Here is a 22,772-nt window from a genome sequence, read left to right as displayed (position 1 = left end):
TCTCAATCCGATGTCCAGCCTTTTTTATTATCCTATGCATTATTTCATTGCTTTCAGAACTTCCAGCAGATATTTGTAAGTGCGTTCTACTGATTTAATATCCATGCGTTCATTATAGGAATGAATATCGAACAGATCCGGTCCGATCGATACACAGTCCAGTTCCGGACGCTTGCCCATGAAAATACCACACTCCAGTCCTGCGTGGATAGTTACTACCTGTGGCTCTTTGCCGTATACTTCTTTGAATACTTCAACCATCCGTCTACGGAGTACACTGTCTGCCTTGTAAGCCCATGCTGGATACTCATCGCGATCGATTCCGTCTGCACCCAGCATACGTACCAGACGGTACAGGCGTTCCTTTAATTCTGCTTTCTTCGACTCTACAGAACTTCTTACCAGATGTGTTACCACAACCTGCTCTGCCTCTGTCTTCACGACACCGGCATTCAGAGAAGTCTCAACCTGACCTTCAATCTCACGCTCAAACGCAGCCACTCCGTCCGGCATCAGATCCAGATACGCGATCACGCGGTCTGTACTCGTCTCATCCATCATCTGATCCGCAGCGGTCTCTGTGATATCTACTGTAAGTCCCTGTTCATCCTTGCCAAATTCCTGTTTCCAGATCTGTTCCATCTCACGGATCAGTGCTTTCACTGCTTCTGCATCCGTCACTGCGATCTTAGCTGTATGATCAGCAGGAATTACATTGTCCTTATTACCGCCGCCAAGCTCTACGAGGCGTACAGACTGCTGCAGACGAATGTGATTTAACAGACGTCCCATCAGCTTATTAGCATTTCCACGCTGCAGATGAATCATCGCTCCGGAATGTCCGCCGGATAATCCATGGATGTGAACGGATAACACCGTTCCATTGACCGGCTCATATGCAACCGGAAGCATCGCATCAAAACGAAAACCACCGGCACATCCTACAGTCAGAATGCCTTCTTCTTCAGAATCAATATTAATCACCATATTACCTTTAATCTTAGAGAAATCAAGATTACGGGCACCTTCCATGCCTACCTCTTCTTCTGTGGTAAATACCGCCTCAATCGGTGGATGTGGAATATTATCGCTGTCCAGAACCGCCAGTGCCATGGCGATCGCAATTCCATCATCTCCACCAAGAGTGGTTCCGTTGGCAGTAACAAATCCATCCTCAATCTGAAGATCCAATGGATCTTTCTCAAAATCATGCTCTACTTCAGGCATCTTCTCACATACCATATCCAGATGCCCCTGAATAATAACCGGCGCAGATTCCTCATAACCTGCCGTTCCATTCTTGCGGATAATCACATTATTAGTATCATCCTGTTCTGCTTCCAACCCTCTATCTGCTGCAAATTGCATACAATAGTCGCTGATCGCTTTTGTATTGTAAGAGCCGTGCGGAATTTTACACAGTTCTTCAAAATAATGAAATACCTTCTTTGGTTCCAATTCACTTAATACTGACATATCTTCTCGCTATCCTCTCTTCGTTATTTTATCTCCAACATCATTTATTTTGTCATATTCCACATGAAAAAGCAACCGGACGCATAGATTAATTATAACTTATATATCAGGTGATACTATGAAGCGAAGGATTCTTTCTGCACTGCTGTTATCTGTCTTTTTTCTCTTTTTGTTTTACAGAAATGCAGTCATTTCCGGTGCTTTGGAAGGACTTGTATTGTGGTACCTCTATGTGCTTCCCACGCTTCTCCCATTTATGATCCTGACACAGATGATGATGCAGACAGACACTGTGTATCTTGTCAGCCGGATTACAGAATCTTTCATGCGTCTTTTTCCAGGCGTATCGGGATATGGCTCTTTTGCAGTCATCGCCGGTTTCCTGTGCGGTTATCCGGTGGGTGCCAAGGTGACCGCAGACCTGACTGTCAGCGAACGTATCAGCCCAGATGAGGGTGCATTTCTGCTCTCTTTTTGTAATAATATGAGTCCCATGTTTATTCTGGGTGTGCTTTTTCGCAATTATATTCCCGAACATGCCCTGCATCTTCCATTTTTCCTGATATTAACAGGTTCTCCGATGCTCTGCAGCCAGATGTTCAGACTCTATTATACCCACAAGCCCAGGATACATTCTGAAGAATATCGGACTTGCGCAATCGGGTCATCCGTGCAACCCGCAAGTCATTCCTTTGGCACAATCTTAAATACCAGCATTACTGAAAGTGCCGATGCCATCATACGGGTAGCGCTTTATATGATGCTTGCATCCATATGGATGCATATGTTAGATCAGATTATTCTTACAGACAGTGTTGGTAAGACTATCCTGTTGTCCACTTTTGAGATTACTACAGGTCTTGAACTGCTGTCTGGTCTCCCTATTTCGCGAAACATCCGTTATCTGATTATGCTCGCGCTGACCTCGTTTGGTGGAATCTCTTCCATTCTGCAGACCATGTCCATGATTCAAAGATCCGGACTTAAAATGATCCCATATATAGCTGAAAAGCTGGTTACCATGACGGTAACCAGCCTGTTGGCATATCTATATCTTATTGTAATTAATTACTGATCTAATTCCGTGTCAAGAAAATCGTCCTCTTCCGGCTCAACATATTCGTTGGCATCCGGCTGTGGCTGTTCTGGAATCTCAAGTTCAGAACGATTATTACGTACCATATCAAAACACTCCTGAAGTGAATTGATCAGTCCATCATACTTCGCTGTATAACTGTCCAGTGTATGACCGATAATGCTTTCTGCGTTAGCAAGGAGATCATCTGTATACTGCATAGCGCCGATACGGATATCATTAGCATCACGTGTTGCATTATCCAGAATCTGCTGCGCCTGCTCAGTAGCCGCAGTAACAATATCATTGGCCTGCGCATATGCCTGTTGCATGATCTCATGCTCGCTGACCAGCTCATTCGTCTGAATGTGTGCCTCTTCAATCATATTATCTGCCTTTGCCTGTGCATCTGCCAGAATCGCATCTTTATTCGCAATGATCTTCTGATATCTCTTAATCTCATCCGGTGTCTTCATACGCAGTTCGCGAAGAAGTTCATCCAGCTGATCTTTATTTACAATGATCTTAGTTGTAGATAAAGGCTGAAACTTACAGGAATCAATATACTCTTCAATCTCTTCAATAATCTGTTCAATACGGCTGCTCATAATTTACACTCTCCTTTTTTGTATTTTCTCCCGTATTCTCTGTTCTACCACTTTCGGTACAAACTGAGATATATCCCCATTAAAAGACGCCACTTCTTTTACAATTGTAGAACTCAGATAAGAGTACTCCAGTCTGGTGGAAAGGAATATCGTCTCAACATTCTCTTCCAGCTTATGGTTGGTCTGCGCCATCTGCAGCTCATACTCGAAGTCTGTGATCGCCCGCAATCCCCGGACGACAATATCTGCCTTCATATTCTTTGCAAAATCTACCAATAATCCCTCAAAGGGAACAACCTTCACATTATGATAATCTTTTGTGACCTCTTCCAACATTTTAACACGTTCTTCTAAGGAAAACAACGGACTTTTTGCATTATTCTTCAATACTCCGATAATTAACTCGTCCGCAATCTTTGATGAACGGCAGATAATATCAAGATGTCCAAATGTAACCGGATCAAAACTTCCCGGATAAATCGCTCTCATAAAAAATCCTCCTGTAATCTATGTCTCATCTAATCTTGCTGATACTCAATAAACATGTGCTTATTAGTCTTGTATATCTTTTCTTTTACCAGGCGGAATCCACATTCCTCCAGATATGCAAAGGATGTATCAAGCGATGCCTCTACGATCACCATGCCATCATCACGCAGGATACGATGTTCTCTGAGAAGCTCCAGCACCTGACGTTCCAGGCTGTGATCATATGGTGGATCCATGAAAATGTAATCAAACTGCTTTCGTCCATCCAGTGAACGGATTGCAGTCATCACATCAGACTGCATCGTAACAGCTGCATCTTCCAGGCTTGTGTGCTTCAGATTCTCCCGGATAATCATCATAGCAGCAGGATTCTTCTCTACAAATACTACTTCCTTCGCTCCCCGGCTGGCAGCCTCAATCCCGATTCCGCCGCTTCCGGCAAACAGATCCAGAAAGTCACAGTCAGCAATCCACGGATCGATCATATTAAAAAGTGTCTCCTTAATACGATCTGTCGTCGGTCTGGTATCCATCCCTTCCAGTGTCTTCAACTGTAACCGCTTTGCCCGTCCTCCGATAACACGCATATTCTTTCTCCTCTTGTATACATAATACTTTACCTTGTTAATTATATAAATAAGTAGCAAAAATGTCAACACGGAATCCCAGAAAATACAAAGAAACCCCGGATTTTTCCGAGGTCTCTTTCAGCATTTGTCTGATTATTTATTTGCCATCTGCTTTTCCTGTTCTTCGATCATCTTTTTTACCATATATCCACCTACAGATCCGTTCTGTCTGGATGTTAAATCTCCGTTGTAGCCATCTGAAAGCGGTACTCCCAATTCACTTGCTACCTCGTATTTAAATTTGTCCAGTGCGCCCTTTGCCTCAGGCACTGCTGTTCTGTTTGTTGAACGACTTGCCATTTTATTTTCCTCCTTTTGTATCCTTTTACTGTTTGTCTGTAACCCTGTCTTAAGTTACACCCATAGTATATGGAGGTTTTATAATATTACACTGGTATTTTTTTCGTTCTTTTCCAGATCCTGTATCCAGTCTTGGTGATTGGTCATAATCCATTCAGCTGCTTCCGATGCATATTGCAGAAGCTTTGCATCCTGATAAATATCTCCAAGCTTAAAATCCATCAGTCCGCTCTGCCGGATACCAAACAGATCTCCCGGACCGCGAAGCTTCAGATCTTCACTCGCAATTTTAAATCCGTCATTGGTATTATTCAGAATTTCCAATCTTTTTTTCGTATCTTTTGATTTTGAACCACTCATAAAAATGCAATATGACTGATATTTACCGCGCCCCACACGTCCACGAAGCTGATGCAGCTGCGCAAGACCAAAGCGTTCAGCATTTTCCACCATCATCACTGTGGCATTTGGTACATTTATCCCCACTTCGATTACCGTTGTTGATACCAGTACCTGAATCTCGTTTGCCGCAAAACGATTCATGATCTCATCCTTTTCAGACTGCTTCATTTTTCCATGAAGATAATCTACCTTAATCGTATTGCCCAGTTCGTGCTGAAGCATTACCGCATAATCCGTTACATTTTCAACTTCCAGATGTTCACTTTCTTCTACCATCGGGCACACTATATAACATTGCCGCCCTTCAATAATTTGATTCTTAATAAATCGATATGCAGTATCACGATATCCGGTGTCTACCACGCAGTTCTTGATCGGCAGACGATTGGATGGAAGCTCATCAATGATTGAAATATCCAGATCACCATACAGAATAATTGCCAGTGTCCGTGGAATCGGTGTTGCACTCATAACGAGAATATGTGGATTTGTTCCTTTTTCCGCAAATATCTCCCGCTGGCGTACACCAAATCGATGTTGCTCATCAGTCACCACTAGTGCCAGGTTATGATAGTCGACCTTATCCTGAATCAATGCGTGCGTACCAAGAATAATCTGTGATTCTCCAGATGCAATTCTTGCATACGCTTCCCGCTTCTCTTTTGCTTTCATTGATCCAGTCAGGAGTTCCGTTTTTATCGAAATATGACAGGTGTCAAAAAGTTCTGTTAATGATTCAAAATGCTGCTTCGCGAGCACTTCTGTCGGAGCCATCATCGCTCCCTGGTATCCGTTCATTACAACAGTGAGAAGAGCAAGTGCCGCTACGATCGTCTTACCGGACCCCACATCTCCCTGTACCAGTCTCGACATCACGTATTCCCCCTGCATATCCTGCATTATTTCCTTCCACACACGCATCTGTGCACCTGTCAGTTCATACGGCAATGACCGGAGCAGTCTGTCTGTCTCTTTCCTTGGCATGATATCGAAATCATTTTTCATACGTTCATTATTTTCTTTCAGCTTTCGGATAGACAGAATAAATTCCAGGAATTCTTCAAACACCAGCCGTTCTCTTGCTCGACAGTATACTTCTTTATCCTCTGGAAAGTGTATACCGCGAATTGCATAATTGTACTCCGCCAGTTCGTATTTCATACGGAGTTCTTCTGGCAGCCTGTCTGTCGTCAGATTCAGCTGTTCTACAGCCTGACGGACCGCCTTTACCGTAAGATTATTGGAAAGTCCTGTCGTCAGCGGATACTGCGGCTGCAGTGTACCCATTTTCTGCTGATAAGAATCTGCCGGATAAAAGATCTCAGGATGCTCCAAGATCAGACCATCTTTTCTCCGCACCACATGTCCACGCAGAATAATCGGTCCACCTGCCGCCAATGTGCTCCTTAAAAAAGGCATCCGGAACCATATTGCTTTTATAGTCCCGGATGCATCCTTTACTTTTACAGTTGTAACCGGCATTTTGCGATTCGGTGATACCTGAACAGCTCCGGATAATAAACCGGATACTGTCTGGATTCTGCCTTCCGTAAGATCATCAATCGGCACGGGTGCTTCATATATGTCATATCCTCTCGGATAATGTCTCAAAAGATCTCCTACCGTATAGACACCAAGCCTATGGAAAAGTTTTTCTGTCTTTTCTCCAATGCCCTTTAATTCGCCAATACCTGTTCTTTCATTCATTTATTTACTCTACCGCCATTACATAATAATAGATCGGCTGACCGCCAAACTGCGCATCAATATCCATATCCGGATACAGCTCTGCAATCTCTGCCGCAAAGCTTTCCGCATCCTCAGCTGAAATCTCTTCACCATAGTACAGACTGATAAGCTCTGAATCCTCATCTACCATAGCTGCAAGCATCTCCTTAGCTGTATTCTGGATATCTGTTCCAACAGCTATAATACCTGCATCACCGATACCCATGATGTCTCCCTCATGGATCTCTTTGTCGTCGATCTTAGTATCACGGACTGCATAAGTAACCTGTCCGGTTTTTACATTCTGAATAGCTTCCAGCATTGCCTCTTCATTAGCCGCCGCATCTGCATCTGGCATAAAGTTGATGATTGCTGTAATACCCTGCGGTACTGTCTTGGTTGGAATAACCACGATCTTCTTATCTTCAACCAGTGCCTTAGCCTGATTAGCTGCAAGAACAATGTTTTTGTTATTCGGAAGGATAAATACAGTCTCTGCATTGACCTTATCGATCGCATTCAGCATATCTTCTGTACTTGGGTTCATGGTCTGTCCGCCTTCGATGATATAATCAGCGCCAAGTTCACGGAAAATATCATTCAATCCATCACCAATCGATACGGTAATGAATCCCATAGGCTTCGCCGGCTCTTTTTTCTTTTTTTCTTCCTGAGCGCGAGCCATCTTCTCAGCATCTTTGATCAGCTTCTCCTGGTGTTCTTCACGCATATTATCAATCTTCATGCGAGATAACTGCCCATAAGTAAGAGCCTTCTGGATCGCAAGTCCCGGATCATTGGTGTGAACATGTGTCTTAACCACATCATCATCCGCTACGCATACGATAGAGTCACCGATAGACTCCAGATATGCTTTAAATTCCTGTTCGTCCTTCTCTGTAAATTCGCGATTTGTAAGAATGATAAACTCTGTACAGTACCCAAATTTAATATCTGCCGTTGCTTCTGCAGAAATTTTAGTTACTGCACTGCTTTCACTTGGAGTAATTGCAGAATAATCAATCTCTTTGCCCTGGAATGCATCATATCCGCCCTTCAAAACCTCTAACAGTCCCTGTCCGCCGGAATCCACAACACCGGCTTCTTTTAATACAGGAAGCATCTCTGGTGTTTTCGCCAGAACTTCTTCTGCATATTCAATAACAGCTGGTATAAATACTTCCAGATCATCTGTCTCCAGCTCCATCTCCGCTGCTTTTTCTGCAATCCCCTTGGCAACTGTAAGGATCGTACCCTCCTTCGGCTTCATAACTGCCTTGTATGCAGTCTCTTTCGCACGGATACATGCTGCAGCAAGAACCGTCACATCAATCTCTTTCTGTTCCTTCACAACCTTTGTAAATCCTCTGAGAAGCTGTGAAAGAATAACACCGGAGTTACCTCTGGCTCCACGCAGTGATCCGGAAGAAATAGCTTTAGCCAGGGTCTTCATATCCGGATGATCCAGTGCTGTTACTTCTTTTGCCGCTGACATGATCGTCATAGACATGTTCGTACCTGTATCTCCATCCGGAACCGGAAATACGTTCAATTCATTAATATACTCTTTTCTTGCTTCAATATTCTGTGCACCTGCCAGGAACATTTTGGCAAGCATATCTACATTAATAGTCTTTGTAGCCACTTTCGAAGTTCCTCCTTAATCAATCACTCTGACGCCTTCGATGTAAATATTAATCTTATCGACCGGCATTCTGGTAAATTCTTCCACTTTATACTTAACATTGCTGATCAAATTCTCTGTAACAGCAGAAATACTTACACCGAAAGCTACAATTACATGAAAATCGATCTTAATACGATTATCTTCTGAAATAGTAACCTGAATACCATGTGTAAGATTCTCTTTCTTGAGAAGGCGGTAGATTCCATCTTTCATATTAACAGCAGCCATTCCGACAATGCCGAAGCATTCTACAGCTACAGTACCTGCATATTTGGCAATAACATCAGAGCTGACTGTAATTGTTCCGAGATCCGTACTCATACTTCCCTTCATAGTTATATCCTCCAATTCTTATATGAATGTTGTCTTTCATGTTACAAAACATAATTTAACAAATGTATTATACTCTGTTTCTTTTTTATTTACAACAAAATTTTTCAACGGATTATTGCACATTCCGGGATTATCCACGGTCGCCAAGGTCTCGAGCAAGCTCGGACTTTGGCTCGTCGTGACACAAAAAAACCTGGATTCTTCTGAATCCAGGTTTTAGTGTTACCATTATTATGCACGCTCAACTTTTCCGGATCTTAAGCAAGAAGTACATACATACATTCTTTCTGTAGCTCCACTCTCAGTCTTTACACGAACTGACTTTACATTTGATTTCCACATTTTTGGTGTTTTTCTATGTGAGTGACTTACATGATTTCCAAAGTGAGCACCCTTATCACAAATAGCACATTTAGCCATGACTGCACCTCCTAACGCTCCGATATAGTCTGCTATACAGACTCACAACAATAGTTATTGTATCAGAAGAATAAAGCAAATGCAAGTATTATTTATGAATTTCTTATCATTTTGTTTTAACATTTTCTTTTAGTCACAACGATACAATTCATACCCGATCAGAATACACAGGCAGATGCACAAGATCTGGACAAAAAGATTCGGTAATAACATGTTAACGATCATGCCCATTGCCATCCAAAATAATATAAATCCTGTTACTCTTCTCATACTGCCTCCGCATATAACCTTATGATATTATATGCGGCAATACCTGCATGGTTCCGTATAATCCTGATTTTATTCTGATTCATTAAGAATGTCTACCACATCTTCTTCAGTCATTTTCGTTTCACCACGTGATGCAAAGCGGTCAACCACATCTGGAACCATGTCAAGAATCTTAGTGATCGTATCCTGGTTCTTGATATTGACAAGTTTGGTATTACCATTCTGGATTACCAGAACCGCACATGGAGTCATCTTACCACCGAGACCTCCACCGCCTTTTTCTTTCTTTTCACCACTGAATGAGCCCGCTCCCATACCAAATGACACATCAATTAACGGAAGTATGATCGTATCTCCAATATGAATTGCATCTCCCACAACGGTCTTGGAAGAAATCACTCCATCCATTCCGCGAAACAGCTCTTCTACTGTCCCTTTCAGCTTGTTATTCTCTCCCATAACTGCAAACCTCCTGCTTTATAATTTGAAATTTCTGATATCTTTAAATGATCTGCGTACCGCTTTACTCAAGATCAGACGAATGGCTGTCACCACCGGCGTTATTACATATAATCTGCCGCGTATACTCAAATCACCACTTAACGTACGATGTTCAAAATCCGGCGTAATATCTGTGTGTTCGCCAATCCATGGATAGATCATACTGATCCATGCCAGAAGCCTGCCAGTCAGTGACGGATCTTCAAATCCAAATGTAATCTCACCCTGTATCTTCTTTGGCTTAAGCTTTTTAAGTAGATGAAATGCTTCGTTTTTTAATTTAAGAAAAGCATTCTTATGCGTCTCATCCGTAAGAAAATCACTCATCTTATCTTTTTTTTCTGTGATTTCATTTATTTTATCACAGAATTTATGGTATGTACATTTTATCTTTTCCGTAATCTGTTCAATCTTTGAAGCTGAATCCGAATCTTCTTTTCGATCTTTCTTCTTGCGCTGTTTCTTTTCAGTGCTCTCCGGACGAGTCTTTGCAGTCTGCTCAGATTTTTCAGCCTTTTCAGTCTGATCTTCAACCGCTTTATCTGTAATTCGATTCGTCGTGTCATCCTGCTTCTCCTCCCCCTGTATGACCTGTTTCTCCTGCATTACTGATTTCTTTTCCGGCTTTGGCTTTTCTTCAATCCTATCCTCGGCTTTATCCTCAACCGGATCGCTATCCCCAAACTTTTTCCAGGCAATTCGTACTGATAAATCTGTTTTGCCATTTTCCAGAGCAAATACTGCCTTTATCAATCCAAACAGCCAGCTTACTTTTGCATGTACCGTCAGTTCTCTTGCATTTCCGCTCCCATGCAGATCAGCTTTATAGCAAATTGGCACAAAGAGGACAATACAGATTACCAAAAGAATCAGTCCCAATATCACTGCCAATATAATCCCTATTATTTTTAATATCAGAAAAAGAATATGTAGCATATCAATCTTCCTGTTCCTTTGCCTGAATATAGTCTCTAAGCTCCAGATCTCCGGTCGCATCATACACTTCCCGGCTGATCTCCTCTACCAGTTCTACCGCTTCCTCAAACCCTTTTGCGATCCCCACTACCATCCGGCCTTCTCTCGGATAACCAGGCTGCAGCAGATACATTGCATTTACAATCTCCAACTGATTATGGTCGCATTCCGGTAACAGGATCACATGCAGATCCGGCTGGATCTTTCTTCGTTCCAATCTGGCGATCACTTTATCTTTCTTTTTTTCAAGTCCTTCTGAAACATACAGATTGCTATAATATTTCACCGGCACACCTCTTTAATAGTAATAACTGTCAAATATTGATTTGGCTACATTAACCGCCTTTGTATTACCGTCTGACTGCTCCACGATCACGCTGACTACAAGCTCCGGATTATCTACATTACTGAATCCAACAAACCAGGAATGATTCTGGCTGGAAGAATCCATACTGTATTCTGCCGTACCTGTCTTTCCTGCCACGCTATAGGACTGACCGCTCAGCACGGAACCTGTTCCGTAGCTGACTACACCTTCCATATATGTTTTAAGCTGTGAAGCCTCCGCAGATGTCATCAGATCTTTATATTTTTCCGGTGTCGTCTCAGAAATAATCGTTCCCGTATAATTCGTCACTGAATCTACCAGATACGGACGCATCAGAGTTCCGCCATTAGCAATCGCTGATGTAATCAGTGCCATCTGATAAGGACTCACCTGTGTTTTACCCTGTCCCATCGCAGTCATCATTTTCTCTGCCGTAGAATCATTTTCTGTCAGTTGAAATTCACTCTTGCCAGTTGCAAAATCACCCGGAAGCTTTGAGCCGATCAGCAGATCCTCGGCAGTCTCCTGATATTTTTTTACATCCAGACTCATGCCGATATTACAGAATGAAGAGTTGCAGGAATTTGCAAAGGAAGATGCCAAATCCTCTGCACCATGCACTGCATGATTCGCACACGGGATCGTTGTGTCCCCATAAGTGATCGATCCGGTACAGTTATAACTATAGGAATTATAATCATCCGGATGCTCCCGCATATATTCCAGTGTAGTCACAATTTTAAATGTAGATCCCGGTGCATACAGCCCTTGTGTTGCGCGGTTAAGCAAAACGCTGTTCTCATCGGAATTCAACGCATCCCAATTTGCCGCAACCGAATTCGGATCAAAGGACGGCTTTGATACCATAGCGAGCACCTTTCCAGTACTTGGCTCCATGATCACTACCGCACCTTTATTATCGCCAAGTGCATTATATGCAGCACTCTGAAGATCTACATCCAGAGTAGTCACTACATTATCGCCGATATTTTTCTGATCCTGAAATTCCTTTACCAGTTTTTCCAGAATAAATGCATCTGATGTCAGCAGATTGAAGTTCTGTGTAGACTCCAGACCGGATTTACCCTGGGAAGAATAACCTACCACATGAGCAAATATCTCACCGTATGGATAGTATCGATACTCACTGCCATCATCAGCCGTATCTGTCTCAGCCAATACATTACCACTTTTGTCCAGGATCTTCCCTCGTACCACACGGTCTGCCATGGAATCCAGACGCGGATTATATGGACTGCTGATAATGTCTTTGCTCTTGACCACTGTAAAATATCCGATATATCCCATCATAACCAGAAACAGCGCAACAAATACATACGTAACTCTAGCGAACTCTTTGTTGCGGGCGCGCTTTTTCTTTTCCAGGTGCTTGTCTTCTTTTTTGGCGCTCCGGCGCTCTTTCCGGCTTAACTGCTCTCTTTCTCGCTTCCTGCGTTCTCTGTTTTCTGCTTCTTTCAGCTCGTAACTGTCGTATTTGCTGTTCTTTCTTCTTTCTTTCAATGATCTCTTCCTCGTCTTCTCTCAGGATATAGAGCCCCTGAATAATTGCAAACATAATTAAAGTACTCAAAAGGGAACTTCCTCCATAGCTAACCAGTGGCAGCGTAACTCCTGTAGATGGAATAAACTTGGTCACTCCGCCAATCGTCAGGAACACCTGGAAAATATAACAGGTTCCCAGCCCCAATGCAACCAGCTTATAGAATTGATTGCGAAGCTGCATGGCTATATTAAGAAACATAATATAACAGCTCAGGCAGATCAAAATCAGACACATGGCGAATACGATTCCAAGTTCTTCCGCAATTGCCGAAAAAATAAAATCTTCAGCCGCTACCGGAATCTTATCCGGCTGTCCCTGACAAAGTCCCATTCCGAGCCAGCCGCCGGTTCCTATCGCAAATAAAGACTGTGCCAACTGATAGCCGCCACTGTCATATACTGCAAATGGATCCTTCCATGCGATAACTCTTGTACGTACATGACCAAACAAATAATATGCTACTACCGATGCCACACTTCCGGCTCCAAGCCCAGCCAGTATATATAACGGCTGTCTGGTCGCCACGTACAGCATGACCAGATATACTACAAAAATAATAAGTGCGGCTCCAAGGTCTTTAGAGACTACCAGTATCAGCACATGAAACGCGGCAATGGCTGTCGTAACCACAATATCTTTAAATTCCCTGGATACTTTCAGACTCGCCGCCACATAAAATACAAATACAATCTTCACCAGCTCTGATGGCTGGATATTAATTCCTGCGATCGTAAACCCAAGCATGGCGCCGTAGGATACCTGACCGACGACTACTACCACTCCAAGTGAAATCAAACCTATGATCGCATAGATTTTTCTCCACTCTGACAAGAATTTACACTTGCGGATAATGATCGGAATCACCAGACTCAATGCTATCGCACAGGCAGCGATCACAAACTGTTTCATCGCCTTACTGTAAGACAATCTGGTCTGCATGATCAGACCAATACACAGCAGCATACACATATTATTTACCACAAGTCTTGATACTCTCGGGTAAATGTGCGTATACAACAGGATTGTTGCCAGAAAAAGTGCCATCTGTGCAAGATACAGTCCCAGTATCTTAATGTCATCCATTTCCAGATACAATACCATAAAGGCAATAAGCTGAAGCATAAACATTAATGTATTCTGACGCTTCAGCATACGCTGCTTTTTCTCGGCATCCTGATATCCGAAGATACGGAAACACAAATAGGTATACATGATAATGATCGTGATGATCAGATATTTTGAAAGCTCAACTATGATATTAACCATTTTCCACCTACTTTACTCCTCGTTTAAAATGTCCTCTTGTATAATCCATCTTTGGGATCGGACATTCTGTATTCTCTACATAGATATTTCTGAACATGCAAAGTATCTTCTGCATATCCTCTCCATTTTCTGTCGTAAACGCCAGGCGCAGTGCACGCGGATGGAGACGCATAATCTTCATCTGCTGATCTGCCAGCAATAATGGAGATGTATTATACATTACATTATAGCAGTATCTGCAGACATTTTTTACTGTCATATTCTTCTTCTGTCTATCTGTCAGGATAAGTTCCCCTGGTTTTCCTGTACAACCGGATGTATTCTTACGCACACATCCCGCCGATACCATAACCGGGAGATATCCATATACTACAAGTTCCATCTCCTGTATGCCCAGTTCCTCTAATTCCCAGCTGTTTAGTTCTACAGGTGCAGTCCCTGCCTTAAGATTAAACTGCCGCAAGAAATTCTTAGCTCTATGATTCCACAGATATATACTGCTATCCGTAACCACCGGATAATCCGCACTCTTTTTACGTATAAGAAGCAGGCTCTCCAGATTCCGTGCCAGTGCGCCATCAAAGGTCTCCATCAATTCTTCCAGGTGCTTATTATAATATAACTTTGACTCTTCTCTGTAAATCCGTGCCATAGCGAAATATACATCTGTTCCATTCTCTCGTGCAATTCGAATGATCTGTTTCATTCGGTCTGCATTCTGCCCATCCCACAGGGTATCTTCAACATAAATACGTGCAATTCCTGTAAATCCAGCTACTGTTTCAAACTGTTCTATAGTCTCAACCGACACAGTAAGCTCCGATGCCTTTTCCTTATTCGTATCTGCTGTATTTTCTGTGTCTGAGCAAATGGCTAACCGCTCCGGTTCTTCTCTTTTTCCTGATTCCAGAAGTTTTGCTTCCAGCATCCCCAACGCCTGACGGCGAAGTTCATTCAATGCCTGCACCGGGAGAAAGATATCCTCATCCATCTGAATATCCAGCTGCTCAAACACAAATGGCGTATTGCCGGTCTTCTTCATCTGCTTCTCCAGACGATCCCTGCTCATCGGAACTTTTTCAGCACGCTGTACATCTGCACCTTTTATACATACTTCTGTCTCACCACAACTTACTGAAAATTCTGCCGGTTTTCCACATACAGCCCTTAACACACCTGTAATTTTTTCCTGACAGACCATATTGGGTGTATCCTCTGACTGCATTTCCGCTTTTGGGCGCTCCAGAGATATCATATTCTTTCCATTATGAACATAGTAATAACCGTTACAATATCCTCTTCTCTGATAAGCCTGCATAAGCCGGTTTAAATCATCTTTCTTAACGCGATAATTTTCTCTTCCTTTTTCCAGATAGTAATCCCGGTATCTGTGATATGCATCAGTCACTGTTGCTACATAAGCAGGCTGCTTCATCCGTCCTTCAATCTTAAAGGAATCAATTCCATGTTCAATCAGATCAGGAATATACTCAATCGTACACAAATCTTTCAGACTCATAATATCTGACGGCTTCTTTCCATTCACCCGATAAGGCAGTCTGCATGGCTGCGCACACTGTCCGCGATTACCGCTTCGTCCCCCAATCAGACTGCTGAGCAGACACTGTCCGGAATAGCAATAACAAAGAGCTCCATGTACAAAACACTCAATCTCAAGATTGGTCCTGTCACGTATTTCCTTAATCTCCGGAAGCGAAAGCTCTCTTGCCGGAACCACTCGTACCACGCCCTGCTTCTCCAGCCATTCTGCTGAAATTGCATTCGTAACCGTCATCTGCGTACTGGCATGGATATCCATCTCAGGAAACTGGCAACGAATATATTCCATCACACCCATATCCTGTACAATTACTGCATCCAGCCCCTGCTTATAGTATGGGAGAAGATATCCATATAACTGATCAAATTCACGTTCCTTGACCAGCGTATTAACTGTCAAATATATCTTTCTGCCATGCAGATGTGCATAATCAATTGCTGAGCACAGTTCTTCTTCTGTAAAATTTTTTGCAAAGGCGCGAGCTCCAAATTGCTCCCCGCCAAGATATATTGCATCTGCTCCGGCTGATACAGCTGCTTTCAGTGTAGCAAAATCACCTGCCGGTGCAAGAATTTCTGGCATTCGTTCCATCTAAACTCCTTTGAAAATATCCATTTATTCCGAATTCTGTTTATATAAACGATCATATAAAGCAGATAGGCTGTCGTATGACAGCCTATTTACTCTTTTTATTCTTCATCTCAGTTTCTAACTGTACAATCTTCATCTGCAATGCTTTATTCTCTTCTTTCAGCTTGTCCAGTGCTTTGTCCGCGTTCTCCAGCTTAATCTGTACTGAAATCAACTCATGCTTGAGATCATACATCTCTTTATCTTTTGCTTCGATATCACTTTCTAATGTACCGCCCTGCTTCTTAGCCTTGAAATAGTCATCTGCAATATTCAGCGCAAGAAGGATACTTCTCGTCTCTGCACTCTGCTTTCTGTAGCCATCACTGCTGGAGCACTCTTCTAATTTATGATTCAGATATGTAGACACTCTCTGCAGATATTCTTCACTCTCAAATCCACTCAGAGTAAATACCTTTCCACCAATTAATACTTCTGTAAAATTCTTTGATGATGCCATTGCAACCTCCAACATTTCCTAAATTCATACATAAACAATATAGATATATTATAAACGATAGTTCCATAAAAACCAACAGTTTTTCACTATTTTGAAAGGGAAATTCCCAAATGTCCATATGCCAGCTCTGTTGCGACCCTTCCTCTCGGTGTTCTGAGCAGGAATCCATTCTTCAAAAGATACGGTTCATAGACATCCTCTATCGTTCCGGCATCTTCACCTATAGATGCTGCAAGTGTCTCCAGACCAACTGGTCCCCCGGCAAATCTTGTGATCATTGTAGACAGAAGATTTCTGTCGACATGATCCAGACCATATTTATCTACATCTAAAAGATCCAGTGCAAAATCTGCTACGTCTCCTGTAATCACGCCATCGAACTTCACCTGTGCAAAGTCACGTACCCGTTTCAGCAAACGATTGGCAAGACGCGGCGTACCTCTGGATCTTCTTGCAAGTTCCGCAGAACCACGTTCATCAATCTCCACACCCAGAACTGTTGCTGATCTCTGTATGATCGTCTGCAGCTCTTCTACCGTATAAAACTCCAGGCGATTGATCACGCCAAAGCGGTCACGAAGCGGAGCTGTAAGCATACCCGCTCTGGTGGTTGCTCCGACCAGTGTAAACTTAGGAAGATCCAGACGTATCGATCTGGCACTTGCACCCTTACCAATCATAATGTCAATGGCAAAATCCTCCATAGCTGGGTAAAGTACCTCTTCCACCTGACGGTTCAAGCGATGGATCTCATCCACAAAAAGTACATCTCCCTCCTGCAGACTGTTCAATATTGCCGCCATATCTCCCGGCTTTTCAATTGCCGGACCGGATGTAACCTTTAAATTCACGCCCATCTCATTGGCAATAATCCCGGCAAGTGTTGTCTTACCGAGTCCCGGCGGCCCATAAAACAATACATGGTCTAACGGCTCTCCTCGGTCCTTTGCCGCAGATATATATATTTTCAACATCTCTTTCGCTTTTTCCTGACCCACATAGTCATCCAGTGTCTGCGGTCTGAGATGGTTTTCTATTTTCTGATCTTCTTCCAGATTCTCTGTTGTGATAATTCTTCTTCCCATGATACCCCTCTGCTGCTAAAACATCATATATTTCAAAGCCTGTTTCAGCACATCTTCTACATTCATGCCTTCTGTAAGTTCTACCCGACGTACTGCCTTCAAAGCTTCTGTATTGCCATAGCCAAGTGCCACCAGTGCCGATACCGCATCCTGCTGGATTCCACCTGTCGCAGCCGATACAGCAGATGTATCTTCTAAAGCCGCATAATGATCCAGATCCGGCATACTGAGTTTGTCTTTTAATTCCAGAATCAGCTTCTCGGCCGTCTTTTTCCCGATTCCCTGTGCAGCCGAAATTGCCTTGGCATCACCTGACATAACAGCAAATCTCAGATCATCCGCCGAAAGCTGAGACAAAATGCTGAGTCCTCCTCTTGGCCCGATTCCACTGACTGTGATCACTTTGCGAAACACTGCAAGGTCGTCTCTCGTAAGAAATCCGTAAAGCTGCATCGCATCTTCCTTTACATTCAGATATGTATGAATAAGCACTTCCGAACCTATCGGCGGAAGCGCAGACATCGCTCTTCCCGGCATATAGATGCCATATCCCACACCACCGATATCAACGACCACCCTGTCTTCTTCCAGTATTACAAGTTCGCCTTTTATATATGCAATCATTCCGTCTGTCCCCCTTCTATTCCAGATTGATTTTAACGTAGATCTATGTTTCTCAGCCGTCGTATCATTTCCGTTGCCACCGTACCGATCAAAAATCCTGTAATCAGTCCTGCCACCAGGAGTACCGGCAAATATCCGGTTACGCTATAAGTCTCAACCACAATAGCTGCCACTACAAGCTGTCCTATATTATGAAATACACCACCGGCCACACTGACTCCGATAATGCTCAGATCCGCATACTTTTTCAGCAATGCCATTACCGCAAGACTCAACAGCCCTCCGGCAAGACTATATAGAATACTTGCCAGATTACCAAATATAAATCCGGATAAAACCACTCTTGTTACTGATAACAGCAGCGCCTCCTTTACATCCGTTTTGTACAATGCTATAACTACGATCAGGTTTGCCAGTCCCAGCTTAACACCGGGAATACCAATCTGAAACGGAATCATTGTTTCAACATAGCTGAATATCAATGCCAGCGCAACAAACACACCAAAATATGCTACTCGGTTCTTCACAACTGCCTCCTACTTCATTACTGCATCCAGTTCACTCTCTTTATCAGACTCCACCTCAACTACGATTTTATTAGGAAGGCAGATAATTGACTCGCCATCGGCAGATATTGCTTTCTCATGCACACATATCTGATCCGGACAGTCAGCTTCAATCATAGAAGCCTCTCCATTCTTAATCTCAAGTATATTGGTTCCATGATTAATCTCTATCCTGCGATCTTCCGTCAGTACATATGTCCCTTCTGTCACTCCATCCACTTTGATTGCCACTATGCCTTTCCCCGCTTCTCCGGTAAAATGATGTACCAGGCTGCACACTGCAGCAATACAGAGAATTATCCCCATTAACACCAGATCTTTTTTCTTTAATCCCATCTTCACACTTCTGCACTTTCCAGTCTTTTATAATTCTTACCTATTCTATCACAACCACTCCTCCATCGCAACCACACGTTCGATAAAGGTTGAAACCCTTTGTTTCCCTGTGCTATACTGAATCTGTTTAAAATACTAACTGCCATTGCAGTTATTGATAAAGGAGTACACTTATGAAATGGCATAGACAACTAGCTATACTTGGCACAGCGTCTCTGCTGCTTGGTCTTACCGGATGTTCCGGGAGTTCTGCCAACACAGATCCCATTTCCTATACCGGGACGGCACTTGACACTGTAATTAGTATTAAGATTTACGATTCACAGGATAATAATCTTCTAACTAAATGTCAGAAGATCTGCGACGATTATGAAGCCAGGCTGTCACGTACCAGAGAAGGCAGTGAGATCTGGCAGATTAACCATGCAGAAGGCGCTTATACCGAAGTCTCTGATGATACTCTCAAATTAATCCGGGAAGGATTGCATTACAGCGAATTATCTGATGGAGCTTTCGACATTACCATTGGGACTGTCACTGAGCTGTGGGATTTCAAATCCGATGATCCACAGGTACCGGATGCCTCAGTTCTTGCAGAGGCCGTGACACACGTCGATTATCACAATGTAGAAATTGACGGTAATCTGGTACGCCTCTCCGATCCCAAATCTAAAATAGATCTCGGAGCCATTGCCAAAGGATTTATTGCTGATAAATTAAAAGAATATCTGAAAAGCGAAGGCGTAGAACACGCACTGATTGATCTTGGCGGTAATGTCCTTGCTATCGGAGACAAGCCAGATGGAAGCAGTTTTCTGATCGGCATTCAGAAACCTTTTGACGACCGTGGTGAGCCAATCGCATCCATAGAATTGAATGATCAGGCCGCTGTTACTTCTGGTACATACCAGAGATACTTTGAAAAAGACGGTGATTTCTACCATCACATATTACAGCCTTCCAATGGTATGCCGTGCAACAATGGGCTGAACAGTGTTACGATTCTCACTGATTCTTCTCTCACAGCAGATGCACTGAGTACCACAACTTTTCTTCTTGGTCCGGATAAGGGAATGGATTTAATCAACAGTCTGGATGGCGTAGAAGCCGTATTCATCGATACAGATAATAATCTGACTTACTCAGATAATTTTCCAAAATAATATACAAAACGACAGGGGTGATTACTTTCGTAATCACCCCTGTCGTTTTCACCTTCCGCTTCCGCGGATCCCAATGTTATGCATTGAGTCAACATATCTTGTATGATGTAATGTCCGATCTATATCTCGACCAAGATCTCCTTAATTAACAGTTGGTTGAGAAGATTGGTAACTATTGAATCCGGATAATCTTCTTCGGACACTTCTCAGCGCAGGCGCCGCAATTTACACATTTAGTGGAGTCAATATGTGCAATATTGTTTTCTACGGTTATTGCTTCTGCAGGGCATACTTTCGCACACATTCTGCATCCTATACAACCAACGGCACAAGCTGCCATTACATCCTTACCTTTATCCTGTGAGCTGCACTGTACCATATGTTTCTGTTCATATGGAATCAGTTCGATCAAATGTCTTGGACATACTGCGATACATTTACCACATGCCTTACATTTTTCCTTATCTACTACTGCAACTCCGTCCACAATATGGATTGCATCAAACGGACAGGCTTTCACACAGGTACCCTCACCGATACATCCATAGTTACATGTCTTTGGTCCACCATTCTGCATCATATTGATCATAATACAGTCAGAAACTCCCTGATATTCATAATCAGTCTTAGCTTTATCACAGGTACCTGCACATTTTACATATGCAACTTCATGCACCTGCTCTGTTGCTTCCTGTCCCATAATCTCGGCTACCTTAGCACCTACTGGTGCACCACCGACCGGACAGGCATTGACCGGAGCTTCACCGGCTGCAATTGCGGCTGCAAGTCCGGAACATCCCGGATAACCACAACCACCACAGTTATTACCTGGAAGAACACCCAGAATAGCTTCTTCCTTTTCATCTACTTCAACTGCAAACTTTTTGTCTGCCAGTCCGAGGAAAATACCAATGAATAATCCGGTACCGCCTACAATGACTGTAGCCAAAACAATTCCTATCATACTCATATTGTCTTCCTCCTAAATAAGTCCTGAGAATCCGAAGAATGCGATTGACATGAGTGCTGATGTCAGCAGTACAATCGGCATACCTTTGAAGGATTCCGGAATGTCATTATATTCCATCTTTTCTCTGATACCGGCAAGCAGTACAATGGCGATCAGATAACCAACACCTGTTGCAAAACCATTCACTACGCCTTCGAGAATATTGTAATCATCCTGTACATTATTCAGAGCTACACCAAGCACTGCACAGTTTGTTGTGATCAGTGGAAGGTATACTCCAAGAGCATTGTACAATGAAGGCACAAACTTTTTCAAGAACATTTCTACAATCTGTACAAGTGCTGCGATTACAAGGATAAATACGATTGTGTTCAAGTACTCAAATCCCAGTGGTTTGAGAATAAACTGATGTAATATTCCGGCAACTAATGATGCCAGAGTGATTACGAAAATAACGGCTCCGCCCATTCCGGCAGCTGTCTCTGTCTTCTTGGAAACACCCAGGAAAGAACAGATACCGAGGAACTGACTAAGTACGACGTTACTTACAAGCGCAGAACCGACTGCGATTAAAATCAAATTTCCCATCTTTCCTATTCCTTTCCTTTATCTGCTGTAGAAGCACATCCGGCACAGGTTGCACAATCAGAACCACATCCTGACTGAATCTTAGATGCATCCTTGCCTTTCTTCTCCATGTTAATCTTTACCTTATTCTGGATTGCTGCAAGACCTGCAAGTACCAGGAATGCTCCAGGTGCCAGAATAAAGATTGTAATTGGTGTATATCCTGCCTTACCCATTGTAGAATCAGCGAGCGGAAGAATCTGTTTGCCAAAGATCTGTCCTGCTCCAATGATCTCACGTACAGCACCGATTGCAAGAAGACCCACGGTAAATCCAAGTCCCATACCAAGTCCGTCAAAAATAGACGGAAGAACCGGGTTCTTAGAAGCATAGCTCTCTGCGCGGCCAAGAATAATACAGTTAACAACGATCAGTGGAATATAAATCCCAAGTGAATCATAAAGTGACGGTGTATATCCTTCCATAAGGAAGTCAACGATTGTTACGAATGACGCAACAACCACGATAAATGCCGGCATTCTGACAGAATCCGGTATAATCTTACGTAACATGGAAATCAACATGTTGGACATTACAAGTACCGCCGTTGTTGAAAGTCCCATACCGATACCGTTCATAGCCGAAGTAGTTACCGCAAGTGTCGGACACATACCAAGCATCAGGACGAAAATCGGATTTTCATCAATAAGACCATTTTTCAGTCTTTCTCCACATGAATTCATCTACACTACCTCCCGA

At 42.9% G+C, this 22,772-nt stretch carries 26 protein-coding genes; 2 read left to right on the top strand and 24 right to left on the bottom strand.

Annotated features, from left to right (window positions below; genetic code table 11):
• Nucleotides 1-39: 39 nt before the first annotated feature.
• The gene (locus OCV65_RS01430) at nt 40-1,476 is read right to left on the bottom strand and encodes an aminoacyl-histidine dipeptidase (protein ID WP_262580677.1); all 1,437 of its coding nucleotides are present in this window, start codon (nt 1,474-1,476) and stop codon (nt 40-42) included.
• A gap of 118 nt (nt 1,477-1,594) precedes the next feature.
• On the opposite strand from OCV65_RS01430, the gene OCV65_RS01425 reads away from it, so the two are divergent.
• Complete coding sequence (locus OCV65_RS01425) at nt 1,595-2,551, top strand: transporter (protein WP_262580676.1); 957 nt, start codon at nt 1,595-1,597, stop codon at nt 2,549-2,551.
• Here the strand turns inward: OCV65_RS01425 and OCV65_RS01420 are convergent.
• The 20 genes from OCV65_RS01420 to OCV65_RS01325 all read right to left on the bottom strand — a co-directional run bounded on the left by OCV65_RS01420 (nt 2,545) and on the right by OCV65_RS01325 (nt 19,313).
• Entirely contained in the window at nt 2,545-3,159 is a 615-nt protein-coding gene (locus OCV65_RS01420) for an ATPase (protein ID WP_118383691.1), read from the bottom strand. The genes OCV65_RS01425 and OCV65_RS01420 overlap by 7 nt on opposite strands.
• 3 nt (nt 3,160-3,162) lie before the next feature.
• Nucleotides 3,163-3,648 carry a pantetheine-phosphate adenylyltransferase gene (gene coaD, locus OCV65_RS01415; RefSeq protein WP_118383692.1) on the bottom strand — a complete coding sequence of 162 codons (486 nt, stop codon included), beginning with the start codon at nt 3,646-3,648 and terminating at the stop codon, nt 3,163-3,165.
• A gap of 29 nt (nt 3,649-3,677) precedes the next feature.
• Complete coding sequence (rsmD, locus tag OCV65_RS01410; RefSeq protein ID WP_262580775.1) at nt 3,678-4,277, bottom strand: 16S rRNA (guanine(966)-N(2))-methyltransferase RsmD; 600 nt, start codon at nt 4,275-4,277, stop codon at nt 3,678-3,680.
• Nucleotides 4,278-4,370: 93 nt separating this feature from the next.
• Entirely contained in the window at nt 4,371-4,577 is a 207-nt protein-coding gene (locus tag OCV65_RS01405; RefSeq protein WP_118383694.1) for an alpha/beta-type small acid-soluble spore protein, read from the bottom strand.
• Nucleotides 4,578-4,655: 78 nt separating this feature from the next.
• A complete protein-coding gene (gene recG / locus OCV65_RS01400; protein ID WP_262580675.1) occupies nt 4,656-6,686 on the bottom strand; it encodes an ATP-dependent DNA helicase RecG in 2,031 nt (676 codons plus the stop codon).
• A gap of 4 nt (nt 6,687-6,690) precedes the next feature.
• Nucleotides 6,691-8,352 carry a DAK2 domain-containing protein gene (locus OCV65_RS01395; RefSeq protein ID WP_262580673.1) on the bottom strand — a complete coding sequence of 554 codons (1,662 nt, stop codon included), beginning with the start codon at nt 8,350-8,352 and terminating at the stop codon, nt 6,691-6,693.
• 15 nt (nt 8,353-8,367) lie between these two features.
• The gene (locus OCV65_RS01390; RefSeq protein ID WP_118383696.1) at nt 8,368-8,727 is read right to left on the bottom strand and encodes an Asp23/Gls24 family envelope stress response protein; all 360 of its coding nucleotides are present in this window, start codon (nt 8,725-8,727) and stop codon (nt 8,368-8,370) included.
• A gap of 231 nt (nt 8,728-8,958) precedes the next feature.
• The gene (rpmB, locus tag OCV65_RS01385) at nt 8,959-9,147 is read right to left on the bottom strand and encodes a 50S ribosomal protein L28 (RefSeq protein WP_118383697.1); all 189 of its coding nucleotides are present in this window, start codon (nt 9,145-9,147) and stop codon (nt 8,959-8,961) included.
• Nucleotides 9,148-9,276: 129 nt separating this feature from the next.
• On the bottom strand, nt 9,277-9,417 hold the full coding sequence (locus OCV65_RS01380) for a hypothetical protein (RefSeq protein ID WP_199665563.1): 141 nt from the start codon (nt 9,415-9,417) through the stop codon (nt 9,277-9,279).
• A gap of 69 nt (nt 9,418-9,486) precedes the next feature.
• Entirely contained in the window at nt 9,487-9,876 is a 390-nt protein-coding gene (locus OCV65_RS01375) for a GerW family sporulation protein (protein WP_118383698.1), read from the bottom strand.
• A gap of 18 nt (nt 9,877-9,894) precedes the next feature.
• Nucleotides 9,895-10,854 (bottom strand): DUF2953 domain-containing protein, encoded by a 960-nt coding sequence (locus tag OCV65_RS01370; protein ID WP_262580672.1) that lies wholly within the window; start codon nt 10,852-10,854, stop codon nt 9,895-9,897.
• Nucleotide 10,855: 1 nt separating this feature from the next.
• Complete coding sequence (locus OCV65_RS01365) at nt 10,856-11,179, bottom strand: hypothetical protein (RefSeq protein ID WP_118451895.1); 324 nt, start codon at nt 11,177-11,179, stop codon at nt 10,856-10,858.
• 12 nt (nt 11,180-11,191) lie between these two features.
• Nucleotides 11,192-12,529, bottom strand: coding sequence for a peptidoglycan D,D-transpeptidase FtsI family protein (locus OCV65_RS01360; protein WP_262580774.1), 1,338 nt, complete (start codon nt 12,527-12,529; stop codon nt 11,192-11,194).
• Nucleotides 12,530-12,566: 37 nt separating this feature from the next.
• Nucleotides 12,567-14,051: an FtsW/RodA/SpoVE family cell cycle protein gene (locus OCV65_RS01355; protein ID WP_262580671.1), complete on the bottom strand. Its 1,485-nt coding sequence runs from the start codon at nt 14,049-14,051 to the stop codon at nt 12,567-12,569.
• A gap of 7 nt (nt 14,052-14,058) precedes the next feature.
• A complete protein-coding gene (locus OCV65_RS01350; protein ID WP_262580670.1) occupies nt 14,059-16,203 on the bottom strand; it encodes a U32 family peptidase in 2,145 nt (714 codons plus the stop codon).
• 85 nt (nt 16,204-16,288) lie between these two features.
• Nucleotides 16,289-16,702, bottom strand: coding sequence for a cell division protein ZapA (locus tag OCV65_RS01345; protein ID WP_118383704.1), 414 nt, complete (start codon nt 16,700-16,702; stop codon nt 16,289-16,291).
• Nucleotides 16,703-16,788: 86 nt separating this feature from the next.
• The gene (gene ruvB, locus OCV65_RS01340; protein ID WP_118383705.1) at nt 16,789-17,787 is read right to left on the bottom strand and encodes a Holliday junction branch migration DNA helicase RuvB; all 999 of its coding nucleotides are present in this window, start codon (nt 17,785-17,787) and stop codon (nt 16,789-16,791) included.
• Nucleotides 17,788-17,802: 15 nt separating this feature from the next.
• The gene (gene ruvA / locus OCV65_RS01335; RefSeq protein ID WP_262580669.1) at nt 17,803-18,411 is read right to left on the bottom strand and encodes a Holliday junction branch migration protein RuvA; all 609 of its coding nucleotides are present in this window, start codon (nt 18,409-18,411) and stop codon (nt 17,803-17,805) included.
• A 32-nt stretch (nt 18,412-18,443) separates the two neighbouring features.
• A complete protein-coding gene (locus OCV65_RS01330; RefSeq protein ID WP_262580667.1) occupies nt 18,444-18,938 on the bottom strand; it encodes a Gx transporter family protein in 495 nt (164 codons plus the stop codon).
• 9 nt (nt 18,939-18,947) lie between these two features.
• Nucleotides 18,948-19,313, bottom strand: a complete 366-nt coding sequence (locus tag OCV65_RS01325) for a NusG domain II-containing protein (protein ID WP_243061074.1) — start codon at nt 19,311-19,313, stop codon at nt 18,948-18,950.
• A 173-nt stretch (nt 19,314-19,486) separates the two neighbouring features.
• On the opposite strand from OCV65_RS01325, the gene OCV65_RS01320 reads away from it, so the two are divergent.
• Nucleotides 19,487-20,476: an FAD:protein FMN transferase gene (locus tag OCV65_RS01320; protein WP_262580666.1), complete on the top strand. Its 990-nt coding sequence runs from the start codon at nt 19,487-19,489 to the stop codon at nt 20,474-20,476.
• Nucleotides 20,477-20,648: 172 nt separating this feature from the next.
• On the opposite strand, the gene rnfB is transcribed toward OCV65_RS01320, so the two are convergent.
• The 3 genes from rnfB to rsxE are packed head-to-tail and all read right to left on the bottom strand — an operon-like array spanning nt 20,649 to nt 22,756.
• Nucleotides 20,649-21,446, bottom strand: a complete 798-nt coding sequence (gene rnfB / locus OCV65_RS01315) for an RnfABCDGE type electron transport complex subunit B (RefSeq protein ID WP_262580665.1) — start codon at nt 21,444-21,446, stop codon at nt 20,649-20,651.
• Between the two features lie 12 nt (nt 21,447-21,458).
• A complete protein-coding gene (locus OCV65_RS01310; RefSeq protein WP_118383710.1) occupies nt 21,459-22,034 on the bottom strand; it encodes an electron transport complex protein RnfA in 576 nt (191 codons plus the stop codon).
• Nucleotides 22,035-22,039: 5 nt separating this feature from the next.
• Nucleotides 22,040-22,756, bottom strand: a complete 717-nt coding sequence (gene rsxE / locus OCV65_RS01305; protein ID WP_118383711.1) for an electron transport complex subunit RsxE — start codon at nt 22,754-22,756, stop codon at nt 22,040-22,042.
• Nucleotides 22,757-22,772 lie beyond the last annotated feature (16 nt).

The organism is Dorea ammoniilytica (genome assembly GCF_025567415.1).
GTDB classification, from domain to species: domain Bacteria; phylum Bacillota; class Clostridia; order Lachnospirales; family Lachnospiraceae; genus Claveliimonas; species Claveliimonas ammoniilytica.
Note: the sequence above shows the minus strand (reverse complement) of the source record. Positions and strands in the feature narration are given on the sequence as shown.